The organism is Paenibacillus tianjinensis (assembly GCF_017086365.1).
In the GTDB taxonomy this organism is placed as follows: Bacteria; Bacillota; Bacilli; order Paenibacillales; family Paenibacillaceae; genus Paenibacillus_AQ; species Paenibacillus_AQ tianjinensis.
Window position 1 is genome coordinate 2,709,639 of the sequence record NZ_CP070969.1, and the last position, 24,928, is coordinate 2,734,566.

At 50.0% G+C, this 24,928-nt stretch carries 27 protein-coding genes; 22 read left to right on the forward strand and 5 right to left on the reverse strand.

The genetic code is table 11. From position 1 onward, the window contains the following. Nucleotides 1-53 precede the first annotated feature (53 nt). The 8 genes from JRJ22_RS11950 (at nucleotide 54) to coaD (ending at nucleotide 5,552) form a co-directional block, all read left to right on the forward strand. Complete coding sequence (locus tag JRJ22_RS11950) at nucleotides 54-1,766, forward strand: alpha/beta fold hydrolase (RefSeq protein WP_206104645.1); 1,713 nt, start codon at nucleotides 54-56, stop codon at nucleotides 1,764-1,766. Between the two features lie 327 nt (nucleotides 1,767-2,093). After that, nucleotides 2,094-2,630 (forward strand): hypothetical protein, encoded by a 537-nt coding sequence (locus JRJ22_RS11955; protein ID WP_206104646.1) that lies wholly within the window; start codon nucleotides 2,094-2,096, stop codon nucleotides 2,628-2,630. Beyond that, nucleotides 2,617-2,727, forward strand: a complete 111-nt coding sequence (locus JRJ22_RS29205; RefSeq protein ID WP_232381181.1) for a hypothetical protein — start codon at nucleotides 2,617-2,619, stop codon at nucleotides 2,725-2,727. Before JRJ22_RS11955 ends, JRJ22_RS29205 begins: the two co-directional genes overlap by 14 nt. A gap of 5 nt (nucleotides 2,728-2,732) precedes the next feature. Then, on the forward strand, nucleotides 2,733-2,813 hold the full coding sequence (locus JRJ22_RS29725; protein ID WP_408637894.1) for an AgrD family cyclic lactone autoinducer peptide: 81 nt from the start codon (nucleotides 2,733-2,735) through the stop codon (nucleotides 2,811-2,813). A gap of 26 nt (nucleotides 2,814-2,839) precedes the next feature. Next, a complete protein-coding gene (locus JRJ22_RS11965; RefSeq protein WP_232381182.1) occupies nucleotides 2,840-3,226 on the forward strand; it encodes a LytTR family transcriptional regulator DNA-binding domain-containing protein in 387 nt (128 codons plus the stop codon). A 102-nt stretch (nucleotides 3,227-3,328) separates the two neighbouring features. Then, nucleotides 3,329-4,000, forward strand: a complete 672-nt coding sequence (locus tag JRJ22_RS11970; protein ID WP_206104648.1) for a stalk domain-containing protein — start codon at nucleotides 3,329-3,331, stop codon at nucleotides 3,998-4,000. Between the two features lie 387 nt (nucleotides 4,001-4,387). Beyond that, nucleotides 4,388-5,050 (forward strand): 16S rRNA (guanine(966)-N(2))-methyltransferase RsmD, encoded by a 663-nt coding sequence (gene rsmD, locus JRJ22_RS11975; protein ID WP_206104649.1) that lies wholly within the window; start codon nucleotides 4,388-4,390, stop codon nucleotides 5,048-5,050. Beyond that, complete coding sequence (gene coaD / locus JRJ22_RS11980) at nucleotides 5,034-5,552, forward strand: pantetheine-phosphate adenylyltransferase (protein ID WP_206104650.1); 519 nt, start codon at nucleotides 5,034-5,036, stop codon at nucleotides 5,550-5,552. Before rsmD ends, coaD begins: the two co-directional genes overlap by 17 nt. On the opposite strand, the gene JRJ22_RS11985 is transcribed toward coaD, so the two are convergent. Then, nucleotides 5,524-6,744: a nucleoside recognition domain-containing protein gene (locus JRJ22_RS11985; RefSeq protein ID WP_206104651.1), complete on the reverse strand. Its 1,221-nt coding sequence runs from the start codon at nucleotides 6,742-6,744 to the stop codon at nucleotides 5,524-5,526. The genes coaD and JRJ22_RS11985 overlap by 29 nt on opposite strands. Before the next feature lie 153 nt (nucleotides 6,745-6,897). Here JRJ22_RS11985 and JRJ22_RS11990 point away from each other — a divergent pair, with 153 nt between their 5' ends. Further along, nucleotides 6,898-7,935, forward strand: coding sequence for a SepM family pheromone-processing serine protease (locus JRJ22_RS11990; RefSeq protein WP_206104652.1), 1,038 nt, complete (start codon nucleotides 6,898-6,900; stop codon nucleotides 7,933-7,935). Here JRJ22_RS11990 and JRJ22_RS11995 read toward each other — a convergent pair. Beyond that, nucleotides 7,925-9,163, reverse strand: coding sequence for a nucleotidyltransferase (locus JRJ22_RS11995; RefSeq protein WP_206104653.1), 1,239 nt, complete (start codon nucleotides 9,161-9,163; stop codon nucleotides 7,925-7,927). The genes JRJ22_RS11990 and JRJ22_RS11995 overlap by 11 nt on opposite strands. A gap of 150 nt (nucleotides 9,164-9,313) precedes the next feature. Here JRJ22_RS11995 and JRJ22_RS12000 point away from each other — a divergent pair, with 150 nt between their 5' ends. Together JRJ22_RS12000 and rpmF are read left to right on the forward strand one after the other, a co-directional pair. Continuing rightward, complete coding sequence (locus JRJ22_RS12000; protein WP_206104654.1) at nucleotides 9,314-9,835, forward strand: YceD family protein; 522 nt, start codon at nucleotides 9,314-9,316, stop codon at nucleotides 9,833-9,835. Nucleotides 9,836-9,888: 53 nt separating this feature from the next. Then, nucleotides 9,889-10,062, forward strand: a complete 174-nt coding sequence (gene rpmF, locus JRJ22_RS12005; RefSeq protein WP_019911234.1) for a 50S ribosomal protein L32 — start codon at nucleotides 9,889-9,891, stop codon at nucleotides 10,060-10,062. 66 nt (nucleotides 10,063-10,128) lie between these two features. On the opposite strand, the gene JRJ22_RS12010 is transcribed toward rpmF, so the two are convergent. Beyond that, nucleotides 10,129-10,434, reverse strand: a complete 306-nt coding sequence (locus JRJ22_RS12010; protein WP_232381119.1) for an IS3 family transposase — start codon at nucleotides 10,432-10,434, stop codon at nucleotides 10,129-10,131. An 82-nt stretch (nucleotides 10,435-10,516) separates the two neighbouring features. Between JRJ22_RS12010 and JRJ22_RS12015 the strand changes: the two genes are divergently transcribed. After that, nucleotides 10,517-11,737, forward strand: a complete 1,221-nt coding sequence (locus tag JRJ22_RS12015) for an IS256 family transposase (RefSeq protein WP_206100169.1) — start codon at nucleotides 10,517-10,519, stop codon at nucleotides 11,735-11,737. Nucleotides 11,738-11,769: 32 nt separating this feature from the next. Here JRJ22_RS12015 and JRJ22_RS12020 read toward each other — a convergent pair whose 3' ends face one another. Next, a complete protein-coding gene (locus JRJ22_RS12020; protein ID WP_206104655.1) occupies nucleotides 11,770-12,363 on the reverse strand; it encodes an IS3 family transposase in 594 nt (197 codons plus the stop codon). After that, nucleotides 12,360-12,662, reverse strand: coding sequence for a helix-turn-helix domain-containing protein (locus JRJ22_RS12025; RefSeq protein WP_076139116.1), 303 nt, complete (start codon nucleotides 12,660-12,662; stop codon nucleotides 12,360-12,362). The genes JRJ22_RS12020 and JRJ22_RS12025 overlap by 4 nt, the downstream gene beginning before the upstream one ends. 360 nt (nucleotides 12,663-13,022) lie before the next feature. On the opposite strand from JRJ22_RS12025, the gene fapR reads away from it, so the two are divergent. From fapR to ftsY, 10 genes are all read left to right on the forward strand, one after another. Next, on the forward strand, nucleotides 13,023-13,619 hold the full coding sequence (gene fapR / locus JRJ22_RS12030) for a transcription factor FapR (protein ID WP_206104656.1): 597 nt from the start codon (nucleotides 13,023-13,025) through the stop codon (nucleotides 13,617-13,619). Beyond that, a complete protein-coding gene (gene plsX / locus JRJ22_RS12035) occupies nucleotides 13,603-14,592 on the forward strand; it encodes a phosphate acyltransferase PlsX (RefSeq protein WP_206104657.1) in 990 nt (329 codons plus the stop codon). The genes fapR and plsX overlap by 17 nt, the downstream gene beginning before the upstream one ends. Nucleotides 14,593-14,600: 8 nt before the next feature. Continuing rightward, entirely contained in the window at nucleotides 14,601-15,590 is a 990-nt protein-coding gene (locus tag JRJ22_RS12040) for a beta-ketoacyl-ACP synthase III (RefSeq protein ID WP_206104658.1), read from the forward strand. A gap of 91 nt (nucleotides 15,591-15,681) precedes the next feature. Next, a complete protein-coding gene (gene fabD, locus JRJ22_RS12045) occupies nucleotides 15,682-16,605 on the forward strand; it encodes an ACP S-malonyltransferase (protein WP_206104659.1) in 924 nt (307 codons plus the stop codon). Nucleotides 16,606-16,660: 55 nt separating this feature from the next. Further along, nucleotides 16,661-17,410 (forward strand): 3-oxoacyl-[acyl-carrier-protein] reductase, encoded by a 750-nt coding sequence (fabG, locus tag JRJ22_RS12050; RefSeq protein ID WP_206104660.1) that lies wholly within the window; start codon nucleotides 16,661-16,663, stop codon nucleotides 17,408-17,410. Between the two features lie 120 nt (nucleotides 17,411-17,530). Next, a complete protein-coding gene (locus JRJ22_RS12055; protein WP_019911228.1) occupies nucleotides 17,531-17,764 on the forward strand; it encodes an acyl carrier protein in 234 nt (77 codons plus the stop codon). Between the two features lie 218 nt (nucleotides 17,765-17,982). After that, complete coding sequence (gene fabF / locus JRJ22_RS12060; protein WP_206104661.1) at nucleotides 17,983-19,221, forward strand: beta-ketoacyl-ACP synthase II; 1,239 nt, start codon at nucleotides 17,983-17,985, stop codon at nucleotides 19,219-19,221. Between the two features lie 15 nt (nucleotides 19,222-19,236). Beyond that, nucleotides 19,237-19,941 (forward strand): ribonuclease III, encoded by a 705-nt coding sequence (gene rnc / locus JRJ22_RS12065; protein ID WP_054940417.1) that lies wholly within the window; start codon nucleotides 19,237-19,239, stop codon nucleotides 19,939-19,941. A 212-nt stretch (nucleotides 19,942-20,153) separates the two neighbouring features. Next, on the forward strand, nucleotides 20,154-23,723 hold the full coding sequence (smc, locus tag JRJ22_RS12070) for a chromosome segregation protein SMC (protein WP_206104662.1): 3,570 nt from the start codon (nucleotides 20,154-20,156) through the stop codon (nucleotides 23,721-23,723). 191 nt (nucleotides 23,724-23,914) lie between these two features. Continuing rightward, nucleotides 23,915-24,913 carry a signal recognition particle-docking protein FtsY gene (gene ftsY / locus JRJ22_RS12075; RefSeq protein WP_206104663.1) on the forward strand — a complete coding sequence of 333 codons (999 nt, stop codon included), beginning with the start codon at nucleotides 23,915-23,917 and terminating at the stop codon, nucleotides 24,911-24,913. Nucleotides 24,914-24,928: the final 15 nt, after the last annotated feature.

A 24,928-nucleotide genomic window follows, 5' to 3' on the forward strand; every position in this document is an offset into this window, starting at 1 on the left:
GAAAAATAATTTGAGAAAAATATGGATTCTATCCGGTGAGGAGTGCGGTCAAAGTGCGAAAAGTGTTAGGCCTGGTTATCATCTGCAGTCTGCTATTTCTAGGGGGAGTTTGGGATTCACCGGTGGTGCATGGTGCTGAAGATAAAGTAGGTGTCACCGTCAACTTCGAACCCCTAAAGATTCCTACTGGAATTAACTCTTTTGTAAACAGCTCCGTGGTTATGGTGCCTGTCCGCCTGTTAGGTGAAGCGCTTGGTTATGAGGTCACTTACATAAAAGAACACAACAGCCTGCAGCTGAAGGGTAATGGACGTGAGGGTGTAATTAGACTGGGAGAGAGTACGCTTGTCCTAAGCGGCAAGGAGAAGCTTGCCATCGACGGCAAGGCTATACTTAAGAATAACCGTATATATGTACCGTTATCTTTCTTTGGTGCGCTGGGATTAATCACCTCCTATGACGCCGGTTCGTTCCACGCAACCGTAAGCACGCCGCAGAAATACGCAGACCACGTAGTAGTTTTGTTGAATTCAGGTCAGTATGAGGAACTGTGGCAGGACTTGTTCAGTGCAGAGCTTAAAAAACAGGTTCCAATCTCTGCACTTCATTCGGGTTGGGAGAGTCTGGACGGTTCATATGGTACCTTTGTTCAGTTGGACTCGGTTACTGTCACACAAGTTAATGGACAAACTGTTATTCAGGCTAATGTGGAATTCTCCAAAGGCAATCTTAACATGATTATCACTGTGGACAATAATGCCCGGTTAACCGGCTTAAGGTTTACACCTGCTGCTGCACCCGCTGTGGAGCGGGAGCTTCCGGAAGGCTTAACCGAGGAGACGGTAGTAGTTGGCGAAGGTACTGCACATCCGTTAAAGGGCATTCTGACACTTCCTGAGCATTCGTCTGGCACGCTTCCGTCTGTAGTGCTCGTTCATGGATCAGGTTCAACCGATCTTGATGAAACAGCATTCGCTTATAAACCCTTTCGTGATATCGCCTGGGGATTAGCGCAGCAAGGGATTGCTGTCCTGCGGTATGACAAGCGTTCTTACGCTTATCCCAAAGAGTTTATCGGAGATGAGGCAGCAAGCTTTACTGTAAAAGAAGAAACGGTAGAGGATGCCATACTCGCGGCCAAACTGCTGAAGTTGGATAAACGGCTGGACCCGGAACATGTGTATCTGGCCGGGCATAGCCTTGGAGGGATGCTGGCTCCGCGAATCGATGCAGACGGCGGTGATTTTGCCGGACTAATCCTTCTGGCAGGATCTCCGCGGAAGCTATGGGAGATTGTCTATGATCAGAACATGAATGTTATCCATACGCTAGCAGACAGTAATCCGCTCAAAGCGCAAACGGTGTCGGCAATTGACGGTGAACTTAAGAAAGCCAAGGCATTGTCCTCAATAACCGCTGAACAGTCCAGGCAGGCACCGGCTGTGTTTGGAATCCCGGCTTATTATCTGCAGGAAATGCAGCAGCATGACACGGCGGAGCTGGCCCGAAGACTGAACAAACCCGTACTCGTCGTGCAAGGAGCAGATGATTTTCAAGTATTTGCCGGTACAGACTTTCCCCTGTGGAAAGAAGTCCTCAAGAATAATGCTGCGGCTGAGTTTAAGCTCTACCCTGGGTTAAATCACTTTTTTGTCAATTATGACGGAGCGGGAGCGGGAACAACTGCTGAGTACAATGTACCGGGCACAGTGGACCCGCAGGTCATTGCGGATATGGCAACATGGATCAATGCACAATACTATTGAGACTCAAAGTTCATTATTGATATAACGACCGTCCCTAAGGGACGGTTGTTTTTGTGTAGATTAGAATACGAAAGTGGTGACTCATAGAGTTGAACTAAAGGATGCAATTATGACAACAGCCGGCTGGGAAAACAGATTTTTAGCTATACGTGTATAGGTCTTAAGAGATATAATTAATCTAATGAATGAAATTGATGCCGGGCGGTGTTGTTGTTGTCTTGGGATATTGTAGGATTTATGTTTTTCTCAACGATTGAAACTGTATCATTATATTATTTGATCATGACACTCTTCCGGTTTAAATGGAGGGCATTCATCTGGCCGGCGATGTTTATTATTTTAATCAATAATCTGCAAAGCTATCTGCTGAGAAATGAACTCGATATGGCGAATATTTCACCTCTAGTCACAATTATTGTCTTTATATTCTTTTTTGCTGCTGTTGTCAGGATGCCGTTTGTTTTTTCAGTTATTGCAACGATCTCCGGATATGTGATCTTTGCCGTTATCCAGTCATCATTGGTGCTAATAATGTTCGGTTCCCTTACGCAGGTGGAGAATCACACAATCAACGGGTACATCCTGCAAACAGCATCTGCTGCTGTAGTGTTCGTAATCTTCTGGTTTGCTTACCGCAAGGGCAAGGGCTTTACGTTTGATATGGAAAAACTGAGATTTAAGCTCGAAGATATTGTGCTGACCATGTTAATCATTGTTTTTCTGATTGGCATATCCGTGCTGCTGGCTTATAAAAACCTTTGGATCGATATTATGTTCTTCATCGTGATGTCTGCATTCCTGTTATATTATTCAACGAAAAAGGAGCGGGAGGATGCTGCTATTGATCTCAGTGATCACAGGTAAAACGGCAGAAGCCGTATCAATTCTGATCTCCTTCGCACTGCTGCGGCAAGTCTCGGGCGGGGCTGCAAAGCCGTATATAAACTGGCGTCAGTTTTAGCCTTCCTGGCTGTTTTTGTAGTCGATGCTGTTCCTAGTGTTCTTTTTGTACATCAGCCGGAGGTTCCGGAAGAATTATTGAATTAGTATTGGAGTTGGTCATCTTGAGCAGTATGTCTGTGACCCGTGATGTGAAAGGTAACAGTGGATTGTCCGCACTCGATATTACCGAAATTACATACATGGAATTCGAAAGAAATCTTTATAGAATCGTAGTCCACACGAAGGATGAAGTATTTTATACAGTGGGCACACTGAAATATTGGGTAACCACGCTGAAAAGCTCAGGCTACAATTTTGTTCTGGCAGACCGTAATACCCTGATCAATGTTTCAAATATCATTCAACTCGACAAAACCTTCCATGTCGCTTATTTCGGGGAGAACCTGAAGGGAATAGAGCAGAAGTGTTTTCTTTCGGAAAAGGGCTATAAGGAAGTTGTTAAAGACGTTAAAATCTCGCAGCCGCATATCCAATTTATTGAACTGCCTTTGTGGTAGTTCTTTTTTTATGAGCAGGAAAATATTGCATACCCGGGAACGATTCATTATACTCCCAATATAGAGATTAAAATTTTAAATATGCGGAGGGGAATTAACAAAGTGAAAAAGAAAATGACTGCTGCGTTTACCGCTTTTGCTGTGCTGGGGGGGATGGGAGCCGGAGTTGTTGCCGGTGCCAACCTGCAGGAGATTAAAGCGTTCCTGAATCCAAGTATTAAATTTAAACTCAATGGTCAGCCCGTACAGCTTAAGAATAGCAGCGGTGCAGTGGTAGCCCCGATTACTTATAACAATACCACCTACTTACCAGTCAGAGCTGTATCTGACCTGCTGGGGGTTGCCGTTAAATTTGATCCAGCCGCCAATACCATATTCTTAGGGGAACAACTCGAAGGCGTTTCCATCGCCGCCGGCTTTGATTCTTCGTACCACACCAAAGACCCGGACAAAACAGTCTATCTGGACAAGGATTATAAAGATGTCCATTTCGACAATGGCAGCGGAACACGCGGCAGCTCCTTCATGCTCTACCCTAAAAATAAATACCAGAAGCTATACATCCAGGTTGCGGCAATCGACGGCGATATTAAAGACTTCACTATACAGGATAGTGATACCGACACTGTGCTCAAAAAGCAGACCATTACACCTGAGCAAGGACTAGTAACAATAGAAGCCGATATTGCCGGAGTAAGTACGATCTATGTAACCGGGCAAGTTGAAGACGGCGCGGCCATGTTCGTTCCATTGACTACTTCATATTATAAATAACATAAAACTATCGTGAAGAACACACTCCTTAAAGTCGCACTTCGATAAACCTATGGTTTATCCGGTGGAGATTTTAGGGGGTTTTTTGATTTATATAGAAATAAAGCATTAATAATTTCCGATGAATCTTGAATTGAAAATTTTCACACACAAAATCGAGGCCCTATTTCTAGGGCCTCTTTCATGGGAGAGGAGAAACCGGACGAAGAGCTTATGGGGAAACGTAAGCCTGCTCCGCGGTTGTCTACGACATTTTGCAATGCCGATAGTTACATGTTGTCCCGGAATGAACGTTCTTATACATCGAAGTATAAAAATATCTGCACCTTTAAAATGACACATCCAGACAATCTTTTTATTTAACCGGACAATTGTGGTACTATAGGCTTGGACTTATGCCCTAACCGGCGTAATAAACAGAGACATAGAGCAGGTGAATCGGTGAGAGTTGTATCGGGAAGTGCAAAGGGGAGACCCCTGAAGAGTGTTCCGGGCAACGGGACGCGGCCCACGACAGACAAAGTGAAGGAAGCGGTGTTCAGCATGATCGGCCCTTATTTTGAGGGTGGAACAGCGCTGGATTTGTTTGCCGGCACAGGAGGCCTTGGGATTGAAGCGCTGAGCAGAGGGATGGACCGTGCGGTTTTTGTGGATATGGAACAGAAAAGCATTGAAACGGTGCGTTCCAATCTGAAGGCGGTCAAAATGGAGGAACAGGCGGAAGTGTACCGCAATGATGCTGGTAGAGCGCTTAGCGCGCTTGAAAAGCGGGGGCGTGCTTTTGATCTTGTTTTCCTGGACCCGCCTTATCGGCTGAAGCATGGGGATGAATTGATGCTGGCGATGGCCCAGAAAGGATTGCTTAGACCTGATGCAGTAATCGTTCTTGAACATGAATCAGGCTACGTTTATCCAGAGGATATCCCTGGGTTCTATAGAACAAGGCAGGCTGTATACGGAGAGACGACGATCTCCATTTATCAGTATGAAGCTGCTCCGGGGGAAGCTGCCGGTAGTAGTAAGGAGGGTAAGGATGAGTCTGCAAATTAGAAAAGAACGTGTCGCCATCTATCCGGGTAGCTTTGATCCGGTAACTATGGGACATATGGATATTATCCGGCGCGCAGCGAAACAGTTTGACAGACTGATTGTTACCGTGCTCAATAATTTAAGCAAAAACCCGATGTTTACGGTAGAAGAGCGCACGGAACTGCTGCGGCAGGCCACAGCGGATCTTCCGAATGTCGAGGTTGACAGCTTCCGTGATCTGCTGGTTAATTATCTCCGCCAGAAGAATGCCCAGGTGATCGTGCGCGGGATTCGTACGGTCACCGATTTTGAATATGAACTGCAGACCGCTTCAATTAATCATAGTCTAGATCCCGAAGTAGAGACCATATTCATGATGACGAACCCGAAATATTCCTATCTTAGTTCGAGTGTAGTGAAGGAATTGGCTCACTTTGGTGCGAATGTTTCGGACTTTGTAGCACCTGAGGTTGAACGTGCCATGAAGCTCAAATTCAGCCAGCTGGACGCCCGGACGAAGTAACAGCATACACCAGGGCAGACAACACCAATAATAGCAGCAGCAATATGGATTGCAGGCTCAGCAGCTGCGGAATCACGTTCCAGACGGTAAAAGGACTTAAGGTTTCCGGAGTTACTGCTGCCTCGGTACTGCTGATTGCCGGCAGAACAACAGCACGGACGTTTAGCAGCGGCTTCCACAGCAGAAAGGTAAAGGCGAAAGCGTACAAGCTATGCAGCAGCCGGACTGCGGCGTAGGGAATAAAACGGGCCTTGGCTTGTTTAAGTGCCGTCAATGATTGGAGCTGTCCGCAAATCCCGCTCCATCCCAGCGCTGCAGACAGGAGAGCCATGCCGGTTACACCCGTGGAACTAAAGACAAATGGCGCTGCGGCTTGTGTAGTCAGGGCATTGGCACCCAGATGGATCTCCAGAACACTGGCGGCCAGAGCCGTCGGCAGCTGTGGAAACAAGGTAGCTGCTATGTTGATGACCACGGAGAACATAATCATATAACCGCCGACGACCATCAGATTCTGGACGGCGGAAGCCACAGTTTCGCCAAGCAGCTTGCCGAAGCTGCGTCCATCCCGTTCCCGGGCCTCTAAGACAGCCTGATGGACACGTTTGGGTAGTGGTTTTATAACTCGTGTGATGTCTTGCGCTACGCTGTTTCTTCTGCCTGCGAATAGAGCAGCGGTGAATCCAGCGGCCAGGCCTGACAACCAGTGGATGGCAAGCAGGGTATAACCGGCGGCAGGGCTGTGCAGGAAGGCAACCCCTACTACAATAACCAGAGTTACCGGGCTTGCAAAATGAGCCAGCGCGGCCAGACGTACGGCCTCCTTGTCTGATATACTGCCCTGCTTGTGTAGCTGCTGCACCCCTCCCGCACCTGCTGGGAATCCTGCAGTCATGCCTAGCGCCAGTGTCCACCCTCCGGCTCCGGGTAGGCGGAACACCTTGGTCATTAACGGCTCCAGCAGGACGCCGAAGCCATGAACAAAGCCTGAAGCGGTCAGCATTTCCGATAAGATCAGGAAGGGCAGCAGTGCCGGGAAGATCAGCGTCCACCATAGCTTTAGGCCCTGCAAAGAAGCAGCAAAGGAGGACTCCGGTGCTGAGACGATGGCAACTGCCAGCAGAATGGCTGCAGCACCGGCCACGAAGGGTGCGGAGGCTGAAGTAAAGCGCCGTATTTTAACATTATTCATTATGAGCATCACCTCTTCATAACTTAGGACATGGGCTGAAGACTGTTATCAATTTATGCAGTGCAGACAACCATCATGCCATAGCCGGAAAAGGTGCAGCTTCTGAAGTTCGTTAGAAGGAAGCATAGAGCCGCGTGAAAGAAGGGAAAAGCATTGAGGCAACAGAAACGCCGGGTAGGATTCCGCGCCATCGCCTACTTGTTTACTTTGGTGGTTATACTCTATGTTACAGTTTTTATGAATACCCCCTACATCGTATATCAGCCCGGCAGTGCCTCGGAAGTTGCGCCGATGATCAAGGTGCAGAATGCAGATAAGGATGAGAAGGGCACCTTTATGATGACAACGGTATCGGCCAGCTATGCCAATGTGGCTCTGCTAATTGCCTCTTTATTTAACTCCTATTCTGAGGTTGTCCTTAAAGAAACCCGGCTTGGAGATAAAACAGAGCAGGAGTATGCGGCTGAACAGGTGTACTATATGAATAGTTCGCAATCCTTCGCTGTACAGGCGGCATATCATGCTGCGAATGTTCCTTATGAAGATATAGTGGATTATTTGTATGTATTCTCTGTACCGGACACGGACAATCAAAGTCAATTTCAGCCCGGCGACAAGATTATCAGTGTAGAAGGCAAGCATATTGCGGATCCGGAGACTTTGTCAGCACTCTTATCCACCAGAAAAATTAGCGATCAAGTAGCGGTCGTGCTGCAGCGGGACGGCAAGGAAGTTAAAGAGCAGGTAACCCTGGTAGAGGTTAAGGATAAAGATACGGCTGCTGTAAAACCCGGTCTGGGAGTGGTAATCGGTGCAGTGCAGAAGGTTAAGCCTAAAGTAGCAGGCAAGGATGTCAGCTTTGTAGATACCAATGTTGGAGGACCGTCGGCTGGACTTATGTTTACGATGGAAATTTACAACCAGCTTACGCCGGGAGATCTGTCCAAAGGACACCGGATAGCCGGCACAGGAACGATTGATGCGGACGGTAATGTTGGGCCTATTGGCGGGGTAAAGCATAAGATTGTAGCTGCGGACCGCGAGAAGGCAGAGGTGTTTTTTGTCCCTGTCAAAAATTATGACGAAGCAAAAGCCAGAGCCGAAAAAATAGGCACCGACATGAAGCTGGTGCCTGTATCTACGCTGAACGACGCGCTGAAATACATGGAGCAGCTGCCGGTTACACCCTAACCGGCGGCTTGAAGTAATCGCTGTAAAGATCATTGCGCAGCGGACTGTCGAAAGCTCCGGCATATGCAGCCGCCGCCTGAATATCGCGTTCCAAGCCGTGATGGGAAAAGCCTGCCGGTGAGGTGATAACGGGCCACGCGGCGCTTTGTTTCATGACTTTGAGCAGTTTGCGCCCGTTCTCCCGGAAACCGAGTATCCGGATATATTCTGGACCCTTGGCTAAAGTAGAAGGGGTCATTTCTTTTTTAGTGTGATTCAGCAGTGTATGAAGCAGCAGGCGCTGAAGGCGCGTATGCGTGTAGCGCTTGCTTTTTAAGGCTTCCAGGAGCCCGCTGATAGTGAACTGCTTCAGCTGCGGCATTACCCGCAGGAGACGGTTTTCCAGCCCCTCGTTCATATCCTGAAGCAGCTGCAGCTCTGCTGCGGTCCGGGTTACGAGCATATGGCGCAGGGGGTTCCGGAAGTCTTCCAGACTTACCGGACCTCTGCCGGCCGCATGCTCTCTTTCCAAGATGGACATGCTATATTCCGGCATGTATGCAGCGGGTGATCCGCCTTCCTGGAGCAGGCGGCGGATCGCCGTGGCACTGGCAATGGACGTCCCGCTCTGCAGCGGGTCGTGAAACCCTGCGCCGGTGCGCGGCACGGTCAAGGGCTGCATCGCGCTCCCCAGCCGGCGCAGCGCGATGAGGTAGTGCAGGCCGAGGCTGTTGTTCGGCTGCCGCAGCAGCGCCTCGGCATTGAAGGGACTCCCGTGGCCGCCGGGAGTCCCTTCCCAAGCCGCTGCCGCCGCTGCGCTGTAGGCGGCAGGGAAGCTCGCTCCGAGCGCCATGCGGCGGCGGATCTCGGACTGCAGCTCGCTGCTCTCTTCGGCCAGGAATGCGGCCAGCGGGAGCAGCTCACCCAGAGCGCCGGCTTCGGAGCCGAAGCACAGGCTGTCCACGACCCCGGTCGCTTCCAGCAGTGAGACTGCTCCGAAGGCAAACCATTCCGCCGGCTGCAGGGCATAGGCAACCGGCAGCTCAATGACGAGGTCGGCGCCCATATGCAGCGCCATTTCCGTGCGGGCCCGCTTGCTGACCACCGCCGGCTCACCGCGCTGGGTGAACGGGCCGCTCATTACGATAATGGCGCTGTCCGCGCCAGACAATCGTTTGGCCTCGTTAAAATGATGGACATGCCCGTTATGTAAAGGGTTATATTCGGCTATAATACCAACAGTAGTCACGGTCGTGTCACTCCAAATTCCTAATTGATATATTAATTCATTAGTTATATCATAAGTTGTCCAGCTTCTTGAAACAATATAAAGGAAAAATGGTTGACAAAGATCGGTAATTCTAGGTATAATAATTTTTGTTTGTTTGGAGTGATGATTATGAAGATTCACTTTCGCAAAATGGCAAATGCCGACGAGTCTCTGCAATTCCAGGAAACCCTGGATGTCAGCGAGCTTGTCAGAGGGCGGAAGGATATACTTGCTGTTGCACCACTCTCAGTGAACCTTAAAGCGCTGCCCGCGGAAACCGATAGTGTGAACGTGGTGGGAACATTGGAAGGAAATGTGGACATGTTATGTGCACGTTGCCTCTGTGAGGTGAACAGCAAATTGAACATTCCTTTTGCTGAGACTTTCAAATGGCTCAAGCAGCCGATTCTTCCCGAAGATGAAGATGAAGAACTCATTTACATCACGGATGAGACTGTGGATCTTGTTCCGTATGTGGAAGAAAACTTCGTACTGCACTTGCCGGATTCGGTATTGTGCAAGGCAGACTGTCTTGGTCTTTGTCAGAAATGCGGACAAAATTTGAACGAAGGCACCTGCAGTTGCGACAACACAGTGATCGATCCTCGACTCGCTGCGTTGAAAGGATTCTTTACCAAGCAAGATGACTAAGAACAAATCCCGGGTTATAACGGGTCAACAACACATTCAGGAGGTCGAAAACAATGGCAGTACCACAACGTAGAACGTCCAAAACACGCCGTGACAAGCGTCGTACACACTTTAAACTGGTAGTACCAGGTATGGTGAAATGTGAACAATGCGGAGAGCTTAAACTGGCTCACCACGTTTGCAAAGTTTGCGGAACTTACAAAGCTAGAGAGATCATCAAACAATAGTTTTTAATAAAAGGTAGCACTTCATCTTCTGGTCAAGACCCCATTTAGTAGACATTGAAAAAAGACCTAGGCTACAAGCTGATTCCTGTACTCAACAGGAGTCAGCTTGTTTAGTTTTCGTTGTGCTCTATCTTCATTGTAAAAACGTATATACTCCTCAATTCTTCTTTGTGCCTCAGCGATACTTCGTATATCATAAGGATAGAGTGCTTCGACTTTAAGATGAGAGAAGAAGCTCTCGATGGAGGCATTGTCATAACAATTTCCTCGGCGTGACATGCTGATTTGGGCGCCAACCTGTGGCAGCATGTCGTGGTATGCATGGGACGTGTACTGGCATCCCTGGTCGCTGTGAACGATCAGTCCAGTCACGTCTTTATGGAGTCTGTAAAATATATTGTGTAAACTCTCAAACCCATTAAAATGGAAGTAAGAGAAAGGTTGGGGAGAACACATGGGACTTTGGACAAAACAACAGTTACGGGAATTTATTAAGGAAAACAACTTGGTAAGCGCACAGGATGCGCAGAATGCTCTAAAAGAGCTATTTGCGGAGACGATTCAGGAGATGCTGGAAGCCGAAATGGACACTCATTTAGGCTACGGAAAGCATGAAGTGAAGGCGAAGCTCACGCCAAACAGCCGTAACGGAAAGAGCCGTAAAACGGTTGTCAGTGAGTACGGGGAACAGGAAATCGCTATCCCTCGTGACCGTCTGGGTGAGTTTGAGCCACTTGTCGTCAAGAAGCATCAGTCGAACGTAACCGGCATCGAAGAGCAAATCATCGCTCTGTACGCCAAAGGGATTAGTACCCGAGAAATTCAGGATCACCTGGGGCAGATGTATGGCATTGAGGTGTCGCCTACGCTCATTTCCAATGTCACAAATAAGATTGTTCCTCTCATTAAAGAATGGCAGAATCGGCCTCTGCAAGGCGTTTACGCTGTTGTCTATCTGGATGCGATCCACTTCAAAGTCAAGCAAGACGGGGCCATTATCAACAAGGCTGCCTACATGGTCATTGGCATTGATCTGGACGGAAACAAAGACGTGCTGGGCATGTGGATTGGTGAGAACGAGTCCTCCAAGTTCTGGCTCAGCGTGCTGAATGAACTCAAGAATCGTGGAGTGGGGGACATTCTCATTATCTGTGTGGATAACCTGTCCGGGTTCTCTCAAGCGATTGCGGCCTGCTATCCCCAAACTGAAATCCAGAAGTGTATTATTCACCAAATCCGCAGCTCTACACGGTACGTGTCTTACAAGGATATTAAGAAGGTGACCGCCGACTTAAAGCCTATATACAAGGCAGCTACCGAGGAAGGTGCCTTGCTTGAACTCGACCGTTTTGAGGAAGTCTGGGGGGCGAAATATCCCCTCATTATCCGTTCGTGGCGGACGAATTGGGACGAACTTGCTACTTTTTTCAAGTACCCGCCTGAGATACGTAAACTGATTTACACCACCAATATGATTGAGAGTTACCACCGTCAGCTTCGTAAAGTAACCAAAGGAAAGAGCATCTTTCCTACCGATGAAGCTCTGCTAAAAATGCTCTATCTGGCCACCGTCGATGTCACTCGAAAATGGACTGGACGTGTCCAAAACTGGGGCCAAATGCTGCTCCAGCTTTCGGTATTTTTCCCAGACCGGGTCGGTCAACACTTGCGTTAGATTCGCGACTTCCCCCTCGGGGGAATCTGTGCTTAAAAGAGTTTACACAAAATTATTGACAGACCCTCTTTATGTGTTTCAAAGGCCTTTCTAAACGTCTCTAATACAAGTGGATTGTCGTTACATCTGCTAATGTGGTATCCGACGATCTCGTTATTCCACAAATCCTTGATGGCTGATAAGTAAATTTTCTCATCGAATACCCGATATTGTGTAACATCCGTTACCCATTTCTGGTTGGGTTTATCCGCTTTGAAATTTCTTTTCAGTAGATTCTCTGCGACTCTTCCATCCGAAACTGCTGCCTCATAGGTTGTTCTATGGACGTACTTACGGCGTATAATCGCCTTAATACGAAGCTCCTGCATGAGTCGTAAAACCTTCTTGTGATTCACGACAAGGTGATATTGGCGGTATAACTCATCCTGTATCCGACGGTATCCTACCGTCTTGTCCCGTTGCTCGTATATGGCTTTGATCTTACGTTTCAACTCTTGGTCTGGATCCTTTTCCTTGCGCTTCAGATAAGCATAGTAACCGCTTCTGTGGACCCCTAAATATCCACAGAGTTCCTTTACGGTCTGCTTATGCTTCAGTTCGTCGATGACAACATATCTATCCTTCAACCCTCCCGATTCAAGATTTGTAACCACTTTTTTAGAACGTCTACCTCCAACTGTAAACGACGTAGTTCTCGCTCTTGCTCTGTTTCAGACCTGTGCGGATCTCCACGTCTATCCTGAAAAGAGTCTTTTCCCTTTGCCCGATACTTCCTCACCCAGACACTGACACGCTTCCTGTCATTAATATCCAGGTGTTCTGTAATCTTTCTGCAGCACCATCCTTCCTCCATAAACAGTCGAACAGCTTCTACTTTCACAGACTCAGGATAATGCTTAAACTTCTGACCTTTCTTAGCTGGCATAAAAATGCACCCCCTAGAATTACATCGGATTTACCCTGGGGTTTTTCCAATGTCTATTCTAAGGGGTGCACTTCACTTCTGGTGGGGTGCTATTTTTTTTGAGAATAATAGAAAGTACTTTAGCCATACTGCAAATGATCAGGCAGGGCGGGCATATGCAGGTTACGCAGTATGTCACTTTTAAGTCAATGCTTTATTTTTGCCGTCCCATGCTTTATACTACATATTAGTACCTGGTTCTAAAATGATTTTTTACCTTAATAGCTATGATAATAGCGGCCTTTTCTTTGGCCTGATGCTTTGATCTAATATAACGTTTCCGCTTGAGCATGTGCCAGGAGGTGAGCCGCCATAGAGCGGATGTCCAAGAAAGAGCGCCAGCAGCAGCTGCTGCACATTATAGATGGCAATCCATTTGTGACTGACCGTGAATTGACCCGGCAGCTCAAGGTCAGTATCCAGACCATACGGCTGGACCGGCTGGAGCTCGGTATTCCGGAACTGCGCGAACGGATGAAGCAAATGGCAGAACACTCCTACGATCAGGTGCGTTCCCTGCCTCCTGACGAAGTGGTTGGGGATATTGTTGATTTGCAGCTGGACCGCAGCGGCATTTCCATATTCGAAATCCGTGAGGAGCATGTCTTCTCCAGAAACGGGATAGCCCGCGGCCACTATGTATTTGCACAGGCCAATTCGCTGGCAGTTGCCGTGATCAATGATGAGATTGCCCTGACGGCTTCCGCCGATATCCGTTTTGTACGTATGGTGCGGTTAGGCGAGAAATGTATTGCCAAAGCGCAGGTGCGTTCACTTGCTGGCCGGAACGGCAAGGCTGAAGTGGATGTGTTTACATATGTCGGAGAAGAACTGGTGTTTCAGGGCCATTTTGTTGTCTACCGGTCTGCAATTGAAGAATACAGCGAAGGGGGAAACCGCAGTGCTGATCGCCATTGATGCCATGGGCGGAGATAATGCACCTGAATGCAACGTTGAAGGTGCGCTGTCCGCGGCCGCAGAATGGAGCGATACACAGCTGGTGCTTGTCGGCGATGAAGCCCGACTTGAACCGCTGCTTAAGAACAAGCCGTCCAATGTGACGGTGAGACATGCGGGGGAAGTCATCGGCTCAGACGAAGAGCCGGTGAAGGCGGTCCGCCGCAAGAAGGATTCATCGATGGTCGTAGCCGGCCGGATGGTGCGGGAAGGCGAAGCCGATGCGATGATTTCTTCGGGAAATACAGGTGCGCTCATGACTACTGGTCTGCTCGTTGTGGGAAGAATGGCTGGTATCGAACGTCCGGCGCTTGCACCGATGATTCCGACACTTGATGATGTTGGTGTACTTGCTCTTGATTTAGGAGCGAATATGGATGCGACACCTCAGCATCTGGTGCAGTATGCCCTGATGGGCAGCATTTACCGCAACAAGGTGCATGGAATTGCCAAACCGCGGGTCGGACTGCTGAATGTCGGTACAGAGCCGGGAAAGGGCAATGAACTGACGAAAGAAGCGTACCCGCTGCTGGAAGCTCTACAGGGCATTAATTTTGTCGGGAATGTAGAAGCGCGTGATGTGCTTACAGGAAATTGCGATGTGCTCGTCTGCGACGGATTTGCCGGCAATATTCTGCTCAAAACACTGGAAGGCACGGCAGGAGCTATGTTCTCTCTGTTAAAGGAGCAGTTCAGCAAGTCCCTCAAAACTAAGCTGGGCGCAGCGATTCTGATGCCTGAGCTTAGAAGTCTCAAAGGCAAGATGGATTATAAAGAGCACGGAGGAGCGCCTCTACTTGGCCTTAGCGGGCTTGTGGTGAAGGGGCATGGCTCTTCGGACGGCAATGCTGTGAAGAATGCGGTAAGACAGGCGCGGATCGCGCTGCAGGCTGGCTTAGTGTCCAGCATATCTAAGGAAATTAGCGGGAAGTGAGTGACGATATGAATCAATTACGTTCGGTAGGCATCATCGGTACAGGAAAATACGTGCCTGAGAAAATATTAACCAACAGTGATTTGGAAAAAATAGTTGAAACAAATGATGAGTGGATCGTCAGCCGTACCGGGATTCGCGAACGGCATATTGCCGCTCCGCATGAAGCGACCTCTGATCTTGCTTATGAAGCTGCACTAAAAGCACTGGAGTCAGCAGGAATGAAGGCGGAGGAGCTGGAGCTTATTATTGTAGCTACGGTTACACCGGACAGTTCATTCCCGTCTACAGCCTGTATTCTTCAGGACAAACTGGGAGCTAAAGGCGCTGCTGCTTTTGATTTATCGGCTGCCTGCTCCGGCTTTGTATACAGTCTGGCAACAGCAACTGGGTTTATTAAGACCGGTATGTACAACAATGCGCTGATTATCGGTGCGGATACACTGTCACGCATTACGGATTATACGGACCGCAATACCTGTGTACTGTTTGGTGATGGCGCAGGTGCTGTAATCATCGGTGAGGTTCCGGAAGGCCGCGGGTTCCAGTCCTTTGATCTGGGTGCCGAAGGCTCCGGCGGCAGCCTGCTGAAGATGGAAGCGGGCGGATCACGTCTGCCGGCTTCACAGCAGACCATTGAAGACAAGAAGCACTTCATATACATGAATGGCCGTGAAGTATTCAAGTTCGCCGTACGGGTCATGGGTACAGCTACAGAGCGTGTGCTGACCAAAGCGGGTCTAAGCAAAGAAGATATCGATCTGTTTGTACCGCATCAAGCGAACATCCGGATTATCCAATCGGCTATGCAGCGTTTAGATTTGCCGGAAGAGAAGTGCGTAATTAACGTTGACAGATACGCAAATACTTCCGCAGCTTCGATTCCGCTTGCTCTTGTGGAAGCTGCCGAAGCAGGCCGGATGAAGGAAGGCGACACTGTTCTGATGGTTGGCTTTGGCGGCGGTCTCACATGGGGCGCATCTGTCTTAATCTGGTAATCTACAGCTTGTAACAATTGAACGGAACGGTGCATCTGCCGCTTATTCCTAAGCGGTCAGGCACATCGGTTACGGGAAGGAGTTCATACTCATGGGTAAAATCGCATTTGTCTTTCCCGGTCAGGGTGCTCAGGCAGTCGGGATGGGTAAGGATGTATATAACGCACTGCCGCAAAGCCGTGCTGTGTTTGAGAAAGGCGACGAGGTGCTCGGATTTCCGCTGAGCCAGCTTGTATTCGAAGGGCCGGACAGCGAGCTTAAGCAGACGGTCAACACACAGCCTGCCCTCGTTACCACAAGCGTTGCCTACCTTGAAGCACTAAGCGGAAGAGGTCTCAGTCCGGATTATGTTGCCGGTCACAGTCTTGGTGAATACAGCGCTCTTGTGGCAGCGGACGTGCTGACATATGAAGATGCTGTGAAGCTGGTCCGTTTGCGCGGACGTTTCATGGAAGAAGCGGTTCCCGGCGGACAGGGGGCTATGGCTGCCGTGCTCGGTGCAGAACGTGAGGCACTGGCTGAACTATGCCGCAGCATTTCCGCAGAAGGCAGCACGGTTGAGCTGGCTAATGTCAACTGCCCTGGGCAGATTGTTGTTTCCGGCTCTCAGGCAGGCGTAGACGGCGTTGTCCAGCGTGTCAAGGAAGCCGGCGGCAAGCGGGCCATTCCACTTGAAGTAAGCGGTCCGTTTCATTCCTCGATGATGAAGGAAGCTGCTGAACGTCTGGCTGCAGAACTAAAAAGTATAACCTTTAATGCTCCTTCTGTGCCTGTGATTGTCAATGTCACTGCTTCACCGGTTACTGATCCTGAAGAGATTCGTGAGCTATTGGTACGCCAGGTGTTTTCACCAGTACTCTGGCAGGATAGTGTTGAGTGGCTGATCGCGGCCGGTGTGGATACTTTTGTAGAGATTGGTTCCGGAAGTGTGCTGGCAGGACTGATCCGCAAAATCGACAAGAATGTAAAGGTAATTAATATCAACAGTCTGGAAAGTCTTGAGACTGCCCTGTAATTACCTGATCCATGTCCTAATCACAGAGCATGATGAATGAAAGGGGAATAAAAGAATGTTCTCAGCACTAAGAGGCCAGACGGCTCTTGTAACCGGCGGCTCACGCGGCATTGGACGCAGTATCGCGCTGGCACTTGCAGAGCACGGTGTGAAAGTGGCCGTGAACTATTCAGGAAGCGAAGCTGCGGCTCAGGAGACGGTATCCAGAATCGTCGAGCTGGGCTCTGAAGGATTTGCCCTTCAGGGTAATGTCGGTAACAGTGAGCAGGCGGAAAACCTTGTTAAAGAGGTTATTAATACATGGGGCAAGATTGATATTCTTGTCAATAATGCCGGTATTACTCGGGATAATCTGATTATGCGCATGAAGGAAGAAGAATTTGATCAAGTCATCGAAACCAATCTCAAGGGCGTATTTAACTGCCTGAAGGCAGCTACACGTCCAATGATGAAGCAGCGTTACGGGCGGATCATTAACATTTCTTCCGTCGTGGGTGTGACCGGTAATCCGGGTCAGATAAACTATACCGCCGCCAAAGCGGGAGTTATCGGTATGACGAAATCTGCGGCACGCGAGCTGTCTTCACGGGGAATTACTGTGAACTGCATCGCGCCGGGGTTCATTGATACAGATATGACCCGGGAGCTGTCCGATGAAGTCCGCAGCGAGCTGATCAAAGGGATTCCCCTTGCTAAGCTCGGGCGGGTGGAGGACATTGCTAATGCGGCTGTATTTCTTGCTTCGGAAGGGGCAGCCTACATGACAGGCCAGACACTTCATGTGGATGGCGGAATGTACATGTAAGGTCAAATAAGCTTATAGCATTATGGGGGAAGCGGGAAGAGGCGGCCGGAAAGCGTTTTTTGAGCTCTATGGTATTTTGACTTCATATCTCGTATAATACCAAAAGAGGAGGTGAACCGGATGTCCGATGTATTGGAGCGTGTAAAACGCATTGTCATCGACCGCTTAGGTGCCGATGAAGCTGAGGTAACATTAGAAGCGTCTTTCAAAGATGATTTAGGTGCTGATTCTCTTGATGTAGTAGAATTGGTTATGGAATTGGAAGATGAATTCGATATGGAAATCTCTGATGAAGATGCAGAGAAGATTACGACCGTGGGTGAAGTTGTGAAGTACATACAATCTCATACCTAGAGTCATATGATTGAGGGTCCCGTTCCTGTAAGGGCGGGACTTCTCCTCATTTTACACGTCAAACGGCAAGACAAAAGGCTGCTTAACGCACCTTTACACGGAAAATAACAGAACCGCAGATTGTTAATCTTGCGGCGACTGCAGTTTATATAGAGTTTTCAGAGAGCAAACAGCTTCGGAATAATGAAGCATACAGCCTACAGATGGGGTGATTGCGTTTGAGTCATAGAGTGGTTGTTACCGGTATGGGCGTAATAACGTCGCTGGGCAAGGATTTGGATACGTTTTGGGATAATCTGATGCACGGTAAATCCGGTGTTTCATTGGTTGAAGCCTTTGATGTCAGTGAGTACACCACACGAATTGCAGCGTCAGTAACAGATTTTGACCCGGAGGAGCGTTTTGGCCGGAAGGAAGCCCGCAAAATGGACCGTTTTGTACAGTTTGCGGTAGCTGCCGGTGAAGATGCGCTGAAGGACAGCGGACTTAAGATCGGTGAAGATATCGATCCGGAGCGAATCGGCGTAACGGTCGGTTCCGGTATCGGTGGATTAGGTACTTGGGAAGATAATCATAATCTTCTGCTGGAGAAGGGACCTAAACGGGTGAGCCCGTTCTTTATCCCGATGATGATTGCGAATATGGGTTCCGGACAGCTGTCGATTAATCTCGGCGCTAAAGGCCCGAACACTACGACAGTAACGGCCTGCGCAACAGGAAGCCATTCCATTGGGGAATCCTTCCGGCTGATTCAGCGCGGTGATGCGGATGCAATGATCTGCGGAGGTTCGGAAGCTACGATCCGTCCGACGGGTATGGCTGGTTTCTGTGCAATGAGAGCCATGTCGACCCGTAACGATGAACCGGAGAAGGCAAGCCGTCCGTTTGACGTTGACCGCGATGGTTTTGTTATGGGAGAAGGCGCCGGTATTCTGATTCTGGAATCGCTGGAGCATGCCGAGAAGCGCGGGGCCAAGATCTATGCCGAAGTTATCGGCTACGGTCTGAGTGCGGATGCTCATCACATGACTGAGCCTGATCCTGACGGTGCTGCGCGCTGCATGAAGATGGCGATTCGTGATGCCGGTATTGCACCGGAAGAGATTGATTACATCAATGCGCATGGTACTTCTACGCCGGTAGGCGACAAATCTGAAACGGCTGCCGTCAAAAAGGCGCTGGGAGATCATGCTTACAAAGTTGCAATCAGCTCCACGAAATCGATGACCGGGCATTTACTGGGTGCAGCCGGCGGTGTAGAAGCGATTATCTGCGGACTTTCCCTGCAAAAGAACATGATTGCGCCTACGATCAATTTGGACAATCAAGACCCTGAATGCGATCTGGACTATGTTCCGAATGTGCCGCGTGAGGCCGAGCTTAACATTGTTATGTCCAACTCCTTCGGATTCGGGGGACATAACGCGACCGTTATTCTCAAAAAATATAAACAGTAAGGGGAGAACAGTGCAGTGAAAGGAGACCTGAAGCAGTTACAAAATCAACTTCAAATCCAATTTCACGATCCTGTACTCCTGAAGCAGGCCTTTACCCATGCATCTTATGTGAATGAACACCGTTTCAACCAGCATCAGGACAATGAACGCCTTGAGTTTCTGGGCGATGCCGTGCTTGAGCTTACGGTTTCTGAATATTTGTACAACCTTCTGCCTGACCGGCCTGAAGGTGAACTTACCAAGCTGCGGGCAGCCATTGTGTGTGAGCCTTCACTGGTCAAGTTCGCCGAAAGTCTGGGCTTCGGACGGTTTGTATTGCTGGGTAAAGGGGAAGAACTTACGGGCGGACGAACCCGCCCGGCCTTGCTGGCCGATGTGTTTGAATCCTTCGTGGGAGCGCTTTATCTTGACCAGGGTCTGGAAACGGCCCGCAGGTTCCTTGATAATCACGTATTCCCGCTGGTGGAGACGGACGGCAAGCTGCAAATGCAGATGAGCGATTTCAAGACGGAGCTTCAGGAGCTGATACAGCATCACGGTTTGGGTACGCTGGAATATCGGATTATTGAAGAACGGGGACCCGCACATGAGCGTGAATTCGTTTCTGAAGTGTATATGGCTAATCAGTCTCTCGGCAGAGGCAACGGCCGTTCCAAGAAAGAAGCCGAACAGCAGGCTGCCGCAGCGGCGCTATTGCGTTTGAAGGAAGACGGCGCTTGAATCTTGTAGTTGCATTTGAACAAAGATTGGCTTACCCGAGGCAAGTAAGTTAGCGGAGGAGAGCAGCAATGGTCTGAATGCCGGCGTTTAGGCGGAGGTCAGACTTTTGCTGCTCTTTTTCGGATGAATAACCGCTCTATTCTTTCAGATAAGGCGGGCTATTTTAGGCTATAAACGCTATGTTATAATAGGTCAGAGGTGATTGGCGAGTCATGTTTTTGAAACGGATTGAATTAGCTGGCTTTAAATCTTTTGCTGACAAAACGGAAATGGAATTTGTGCGCGGCATTACGGCAGTAGTCGGGCCAAACGGCAGCGGCAAAAGTAATATTTCCGATGGCATCCGCTGGGTGCTGGGCGAACAGAGTGCCAAGTCGCTGCGCGGCGGCAAGATGGAGGATATCATCTTTGCCGGAAGTGATGCGCGTAAAGCGGTGAACTATGGTGAGGTTTCGCTGACGCTGGATAACGAGGATCATGTGCTGCCGCTGGATTTCAGCGAAGTGACTGTGACCCGCCGGGTACACCGTAGCGGTGAAAGTGAATACTTAATCAACAAGCAGGCCTGCCGGTTAAAAGATATCACGGAGCTGTTTATGGATACAGGTATCGGGCGTGAGGCGTACTCGATCATTGGCCAAGGCCGTATTGAAGAGATTCTCAGTACCCGGTCGGAGGACCGGCGCGGAATTTTTGAAGAAGCATCAGGTATTGTTAAGTATAAATCGCGTAAAAAGGATGCCGGACGCAAGCTGGATGAAACGGAGCAGAATCTGCTGCGGATTCACGATTTGATCAGTGAGCTGGAGGATCAGATTGGTCCGCTTAAGGACCAGTCCGAGAAGGCCATTCGATATAAGGAACTGCGCGAACAGCTGAAACAGCTGGAGATCTCGGTATATGTGCACCAGATCGAAGGGATTCATACCGCCTGGAAGGAAGGCAATGACCGGCTCGAGGTGCTAAAGCATGAACAATTGGCACTGTCTACGGTGGTTTCCGCCCACGATGCCAAGCTGGAAAGCGGCCGTGCCGAGCTTCGGGCATTGGAAGAGCAGGTTGAGAAGCTCCAGGAGCAGCTGCTGCGTTACAGTGAAGCCTATGAGAAGAGCGAAGGCTATGGAGAAGTGCTCAAGGAACGCAAACGCAATCTGGAGAGCAACCGTGAACAGCTGATGCTCACTTTAGGTTCTGTAGGCGAACGTTCAGAAGGCCGTCAGCGTGAGCTTGCGGAGCTGGAGCTGAAGCTTGCGCAGTCGCGGCAGGCGCTCGAGGATTTGCGCAGCCAGCTGGCGGATGAAGAGACCCGGCTGGAAGGCGTCACCGGGGGCATCAGCCAGAGTAAGGAAGAGAAGCTGAAGAGCGCCTTGCTCGAGCTGATGAATCTGATGGCCCAGGCCCGCAATGAAATCCGTTATGCGGATCAGCAGAAGGAAAGCCTGGAGCGGCGGATGAGCCGAAGTAGCGAAGAAAGCGGCAAATGGGTTGCAAGACTGCAGGAGCTGTCTGCCTCTCAGAAGACGCTGAAGGATAGAATTACCGCACTTGGCAAAGAGATCGGTGCTCTGCGCAATGCTTATATCACAGAAAGTGAGCAGTCGAGCAAACGTCAGAAGCTGCTGGAAGAAACGCAGTCCGGTCTTCGCAAATGGGAGCAGAAGCGCGAAGCGCAGGTATCCAGGCACGAGACGATGAAGGAAATGCAGGATGATTTTGATGGCTTCATGCTTGGTGTCAAGGAAGTGCTCAAGGGTGCGCGTAAGGGTCAGCTAAACGGCGTGCATGGCGCTGTAGCTGAGCTGATCTCTGTACCGGAGAAGCTGGAAATGGCCGTTGAGACGGCATTGGGGGCTTCACTGCAGCATGTCGTCATGGATAATGAAGCGGTATCCCGGCAGGCGATTGCTTTTCTGAAACAACGCCAGCTGGGTAGAGCGACGTTTCTGCCGCTGGATGTTATCCGGCCCCGGCAGATTACAGGCAGCGACCGGGGGATGGTCGAAGGAGCTGAAGGCTTTGTCGGCATCGGATCTGAACTGGTAGGTTTTGAAGGTAGGTATGCCAGTATCATTGGAAGCTTGCTTGGCAACGTAGTTATTGCTGAAAGTCTGGAGCAGGCCAACCGGATTGCCGCCAAATGCCAATACCGCTACCGTGTTGTAACTCTTGAAGGGGATGTCGTGAATGCAGGCGGTTCCATGACCGGGGGCAGCCAGCATAAAAAGAATAACAGCCTGCTAAGCCGCAAACGCCAGCTGGATCAATTGCTCAGCGAGATTGAAGAAAGCGAGCTGCAGATCAGCAAGCTGAAGCAAGGCATCAGCCGCTTGAAGGACGAGCAGGAGAATGCGTCGCAGAAGCTGGAAGAGCTGCGTCATGACGGTGACGAGAAACGTCTGGAGGAGCAGCGGGTTGCCGGTGATCTGAAGCAGCTGGAGCAGGAATTGCGCCATGTCCAGGAGCAGGTGGATGGAGCAGGGGCGGAGCGCAGCGGGTTTGAAAGTGAAGTGAAAGCACTGGAAGAAAGCCGGGTTCAGGCTGTCAACGAGCTTGCACGACTGGAGCAGGAAGAGAAGGATGCCCATGAGGCGATCCGCAACGCTGAATCGGAGCGTAAAGCGAGCGAATCCGCCAAGGAAGAGCTTCAGGGTAAGCTGACCGGGATGAAGGTAACTGAGGGTAAGCTGGATCAGGAGATTTTCTCACTGGAGGAACAGCTGCGCCGTATGAGACAGGATGCCGGATCACAGGAGAAAGAGCTGCGCCAGAGCCGCAGCTTGCTCATGACGATTGAACAGGATCTGGAGGAAAATGCCCGGGAAGCTGTAAAGCAGAAGGAAAACCTTAACACATACCGGCTGAAAAAAGATGAAACAGCGGCAGCACTGGATTTGGCACGGGCTGACCGCACGGCACTGACACGCAAGCTTGAGCTGGCCGAAGGGGAGACCAAGGACCAGCGCCAGGCCCTTAAGTCTGTAGAGGACAAGCTCCGTACAACTGAAGTGTCTGTTGGACGGCTGGATGTTGAACTGGACAATATCCTGCGCAAGCTAAGTGATGACTATGAGCTGAGCTATGAACTGGCGAAACAGCGTTATCCTGTTCCCGAGGATGTGCCGGCAGCTCAGGCTGAAGTGCAGCGGCTCAAACGCAGCATCTCCGCCCTGGGTGAAGTTAGCTTAGGGGCTATAGAGGAATATCAGCGTGTTCATGAGCGTTACACCTTCCTCAGCGGACAGAAGGATGATCTGGTAGAAGCTAAGACAACACTTTACCATGTGATTCATGAGATGGAAGAAGAGATGTCCAAACGCTTCAAACAGACCTTCGATGCGATCCGCCGGGAATTCGGGACGGTATTCTCGAAGCTGTTCGGCGGCGGCCGTGCGGATTTGCAGCTATTGGATCCGGAGCATATGCTAGAGACGGGCATTGATATCGTGGCCCAGCCTCCCGGCAAAAAATTGCAAAATCTGCAGCTGCTGTCCGGCGGTGAGCGGGCTTTGACTGCGATGGCTCTGCTGTTTGCTATTTTACAGGTGAAGCCGGTTCCTTTCTGCGTGCTGGATGAGGTCGAGGCTGCGCTTGATGAAGCAAACGTAGTCCGGTTCGCCCAGTATTTGCGTGAGTTCTCTGAGCAGACCCAATTCATCGTGGTTACCCACCGTAAGGGTACGATGGAGGAAGCGGATGTGCTGTATGGGGTGACGATGGAGGAAGGCGGCGTGTCCAAGCTCGTCTCCGTGAAGCTGGAGGATGAAGAGGCGGAAATTGCTTAGATTTATTAGAAACAATAAAGGGAATAGTGGCGGAAGGGAATTTTGGAACTGGAGGAGCGGTAGCGTCCGCCTTTGTCTGCGGATTTCAACCGCGAACAGCGGGTATAATCAAGAAATCTGCAGATGGGCAGCGGCCGAAAGTCCAAATATTCTCTGGAGTCACGACTAATCCCATAATTGAGGGGGACCATATGAGCTTTTTTAAAAAATTGAAAGAAAGCATATCCGGTAAAACGGAAAGTGTAACCAAAAGCTTCCGCGACGGGCTGGAGAAGACCCGCAAAGGCTTCGTTGAGAAGGTCTCAGATCTGATCATCCGCCGCAAAAAGATTGATGAAGAGTTCTACGAGGAGCTCGAAGAAATTCTGATCGGTGCTGATGTAGGCGTAAACACGGTAATGACGCTCGTAGAAGAGCTGCGTACCGAAGTGAAGCAGAAGCGAATCGAGGATGCAGCGGAGCTGCAGCCGATTCTCTCCCGCAAGCTGATGGAGCTGCTGCGCGGTGATGACGACAATAGCCTGAAGGAGAATCCTGACGGCATCACTGTTATTTTGTTTGTTGGAGTCAACGGTGTCGGCAAGACGACAACAATCGGCAAGCTGGCGCACCGCTACAAACAAGAAGGTAAAAAGGTCCTCCTGGCTGCAGGCGATACGTTCCGTGCCGGAGCGATTGAGCAGCTGGAAGTCTGGGGCCAGCGGGCTGGCGTAGATGTTATTAAACAGCAGGCGGGCTCCGACCCGGCGGCGGTTATGTTTGATGCCGTACAGGCCGCGAAGCAGCGGAACGTGGATGTGCTGATCTGCGATACAGCAGGCAGACTGCAGAATAAGAGCAATCTGATGGAAGAGCTGAACAAGATTTTCCGGGTCATTCAGCGTGAGATTCCGAGTGCGCCGCATGAGGTGCTGATGGTGCTGGATGCAACCACCGGTCAGAATGCTTTAAGCCAGGCCAAGCTGTTTGGTGAAAAGAGCGGTGTAACCGGCCTCGTGCTAACCAAGCTGGACGGTACCGCCAAGGGCGGGATTGTCGTTGCCATCCGACAGGAAATGAATTTGCCGGTGAAACTCGTCGGCCTCGGTGAAAAGATGGAGGATTTGCAGACGTTTGATTCCAGCCAATTCGTGCATGCCTTATTCGCAGGGATGATCAGCGAGGAAGAGCAGGCAGAAGACCAGGAGTAACAACTCTCCTCATAA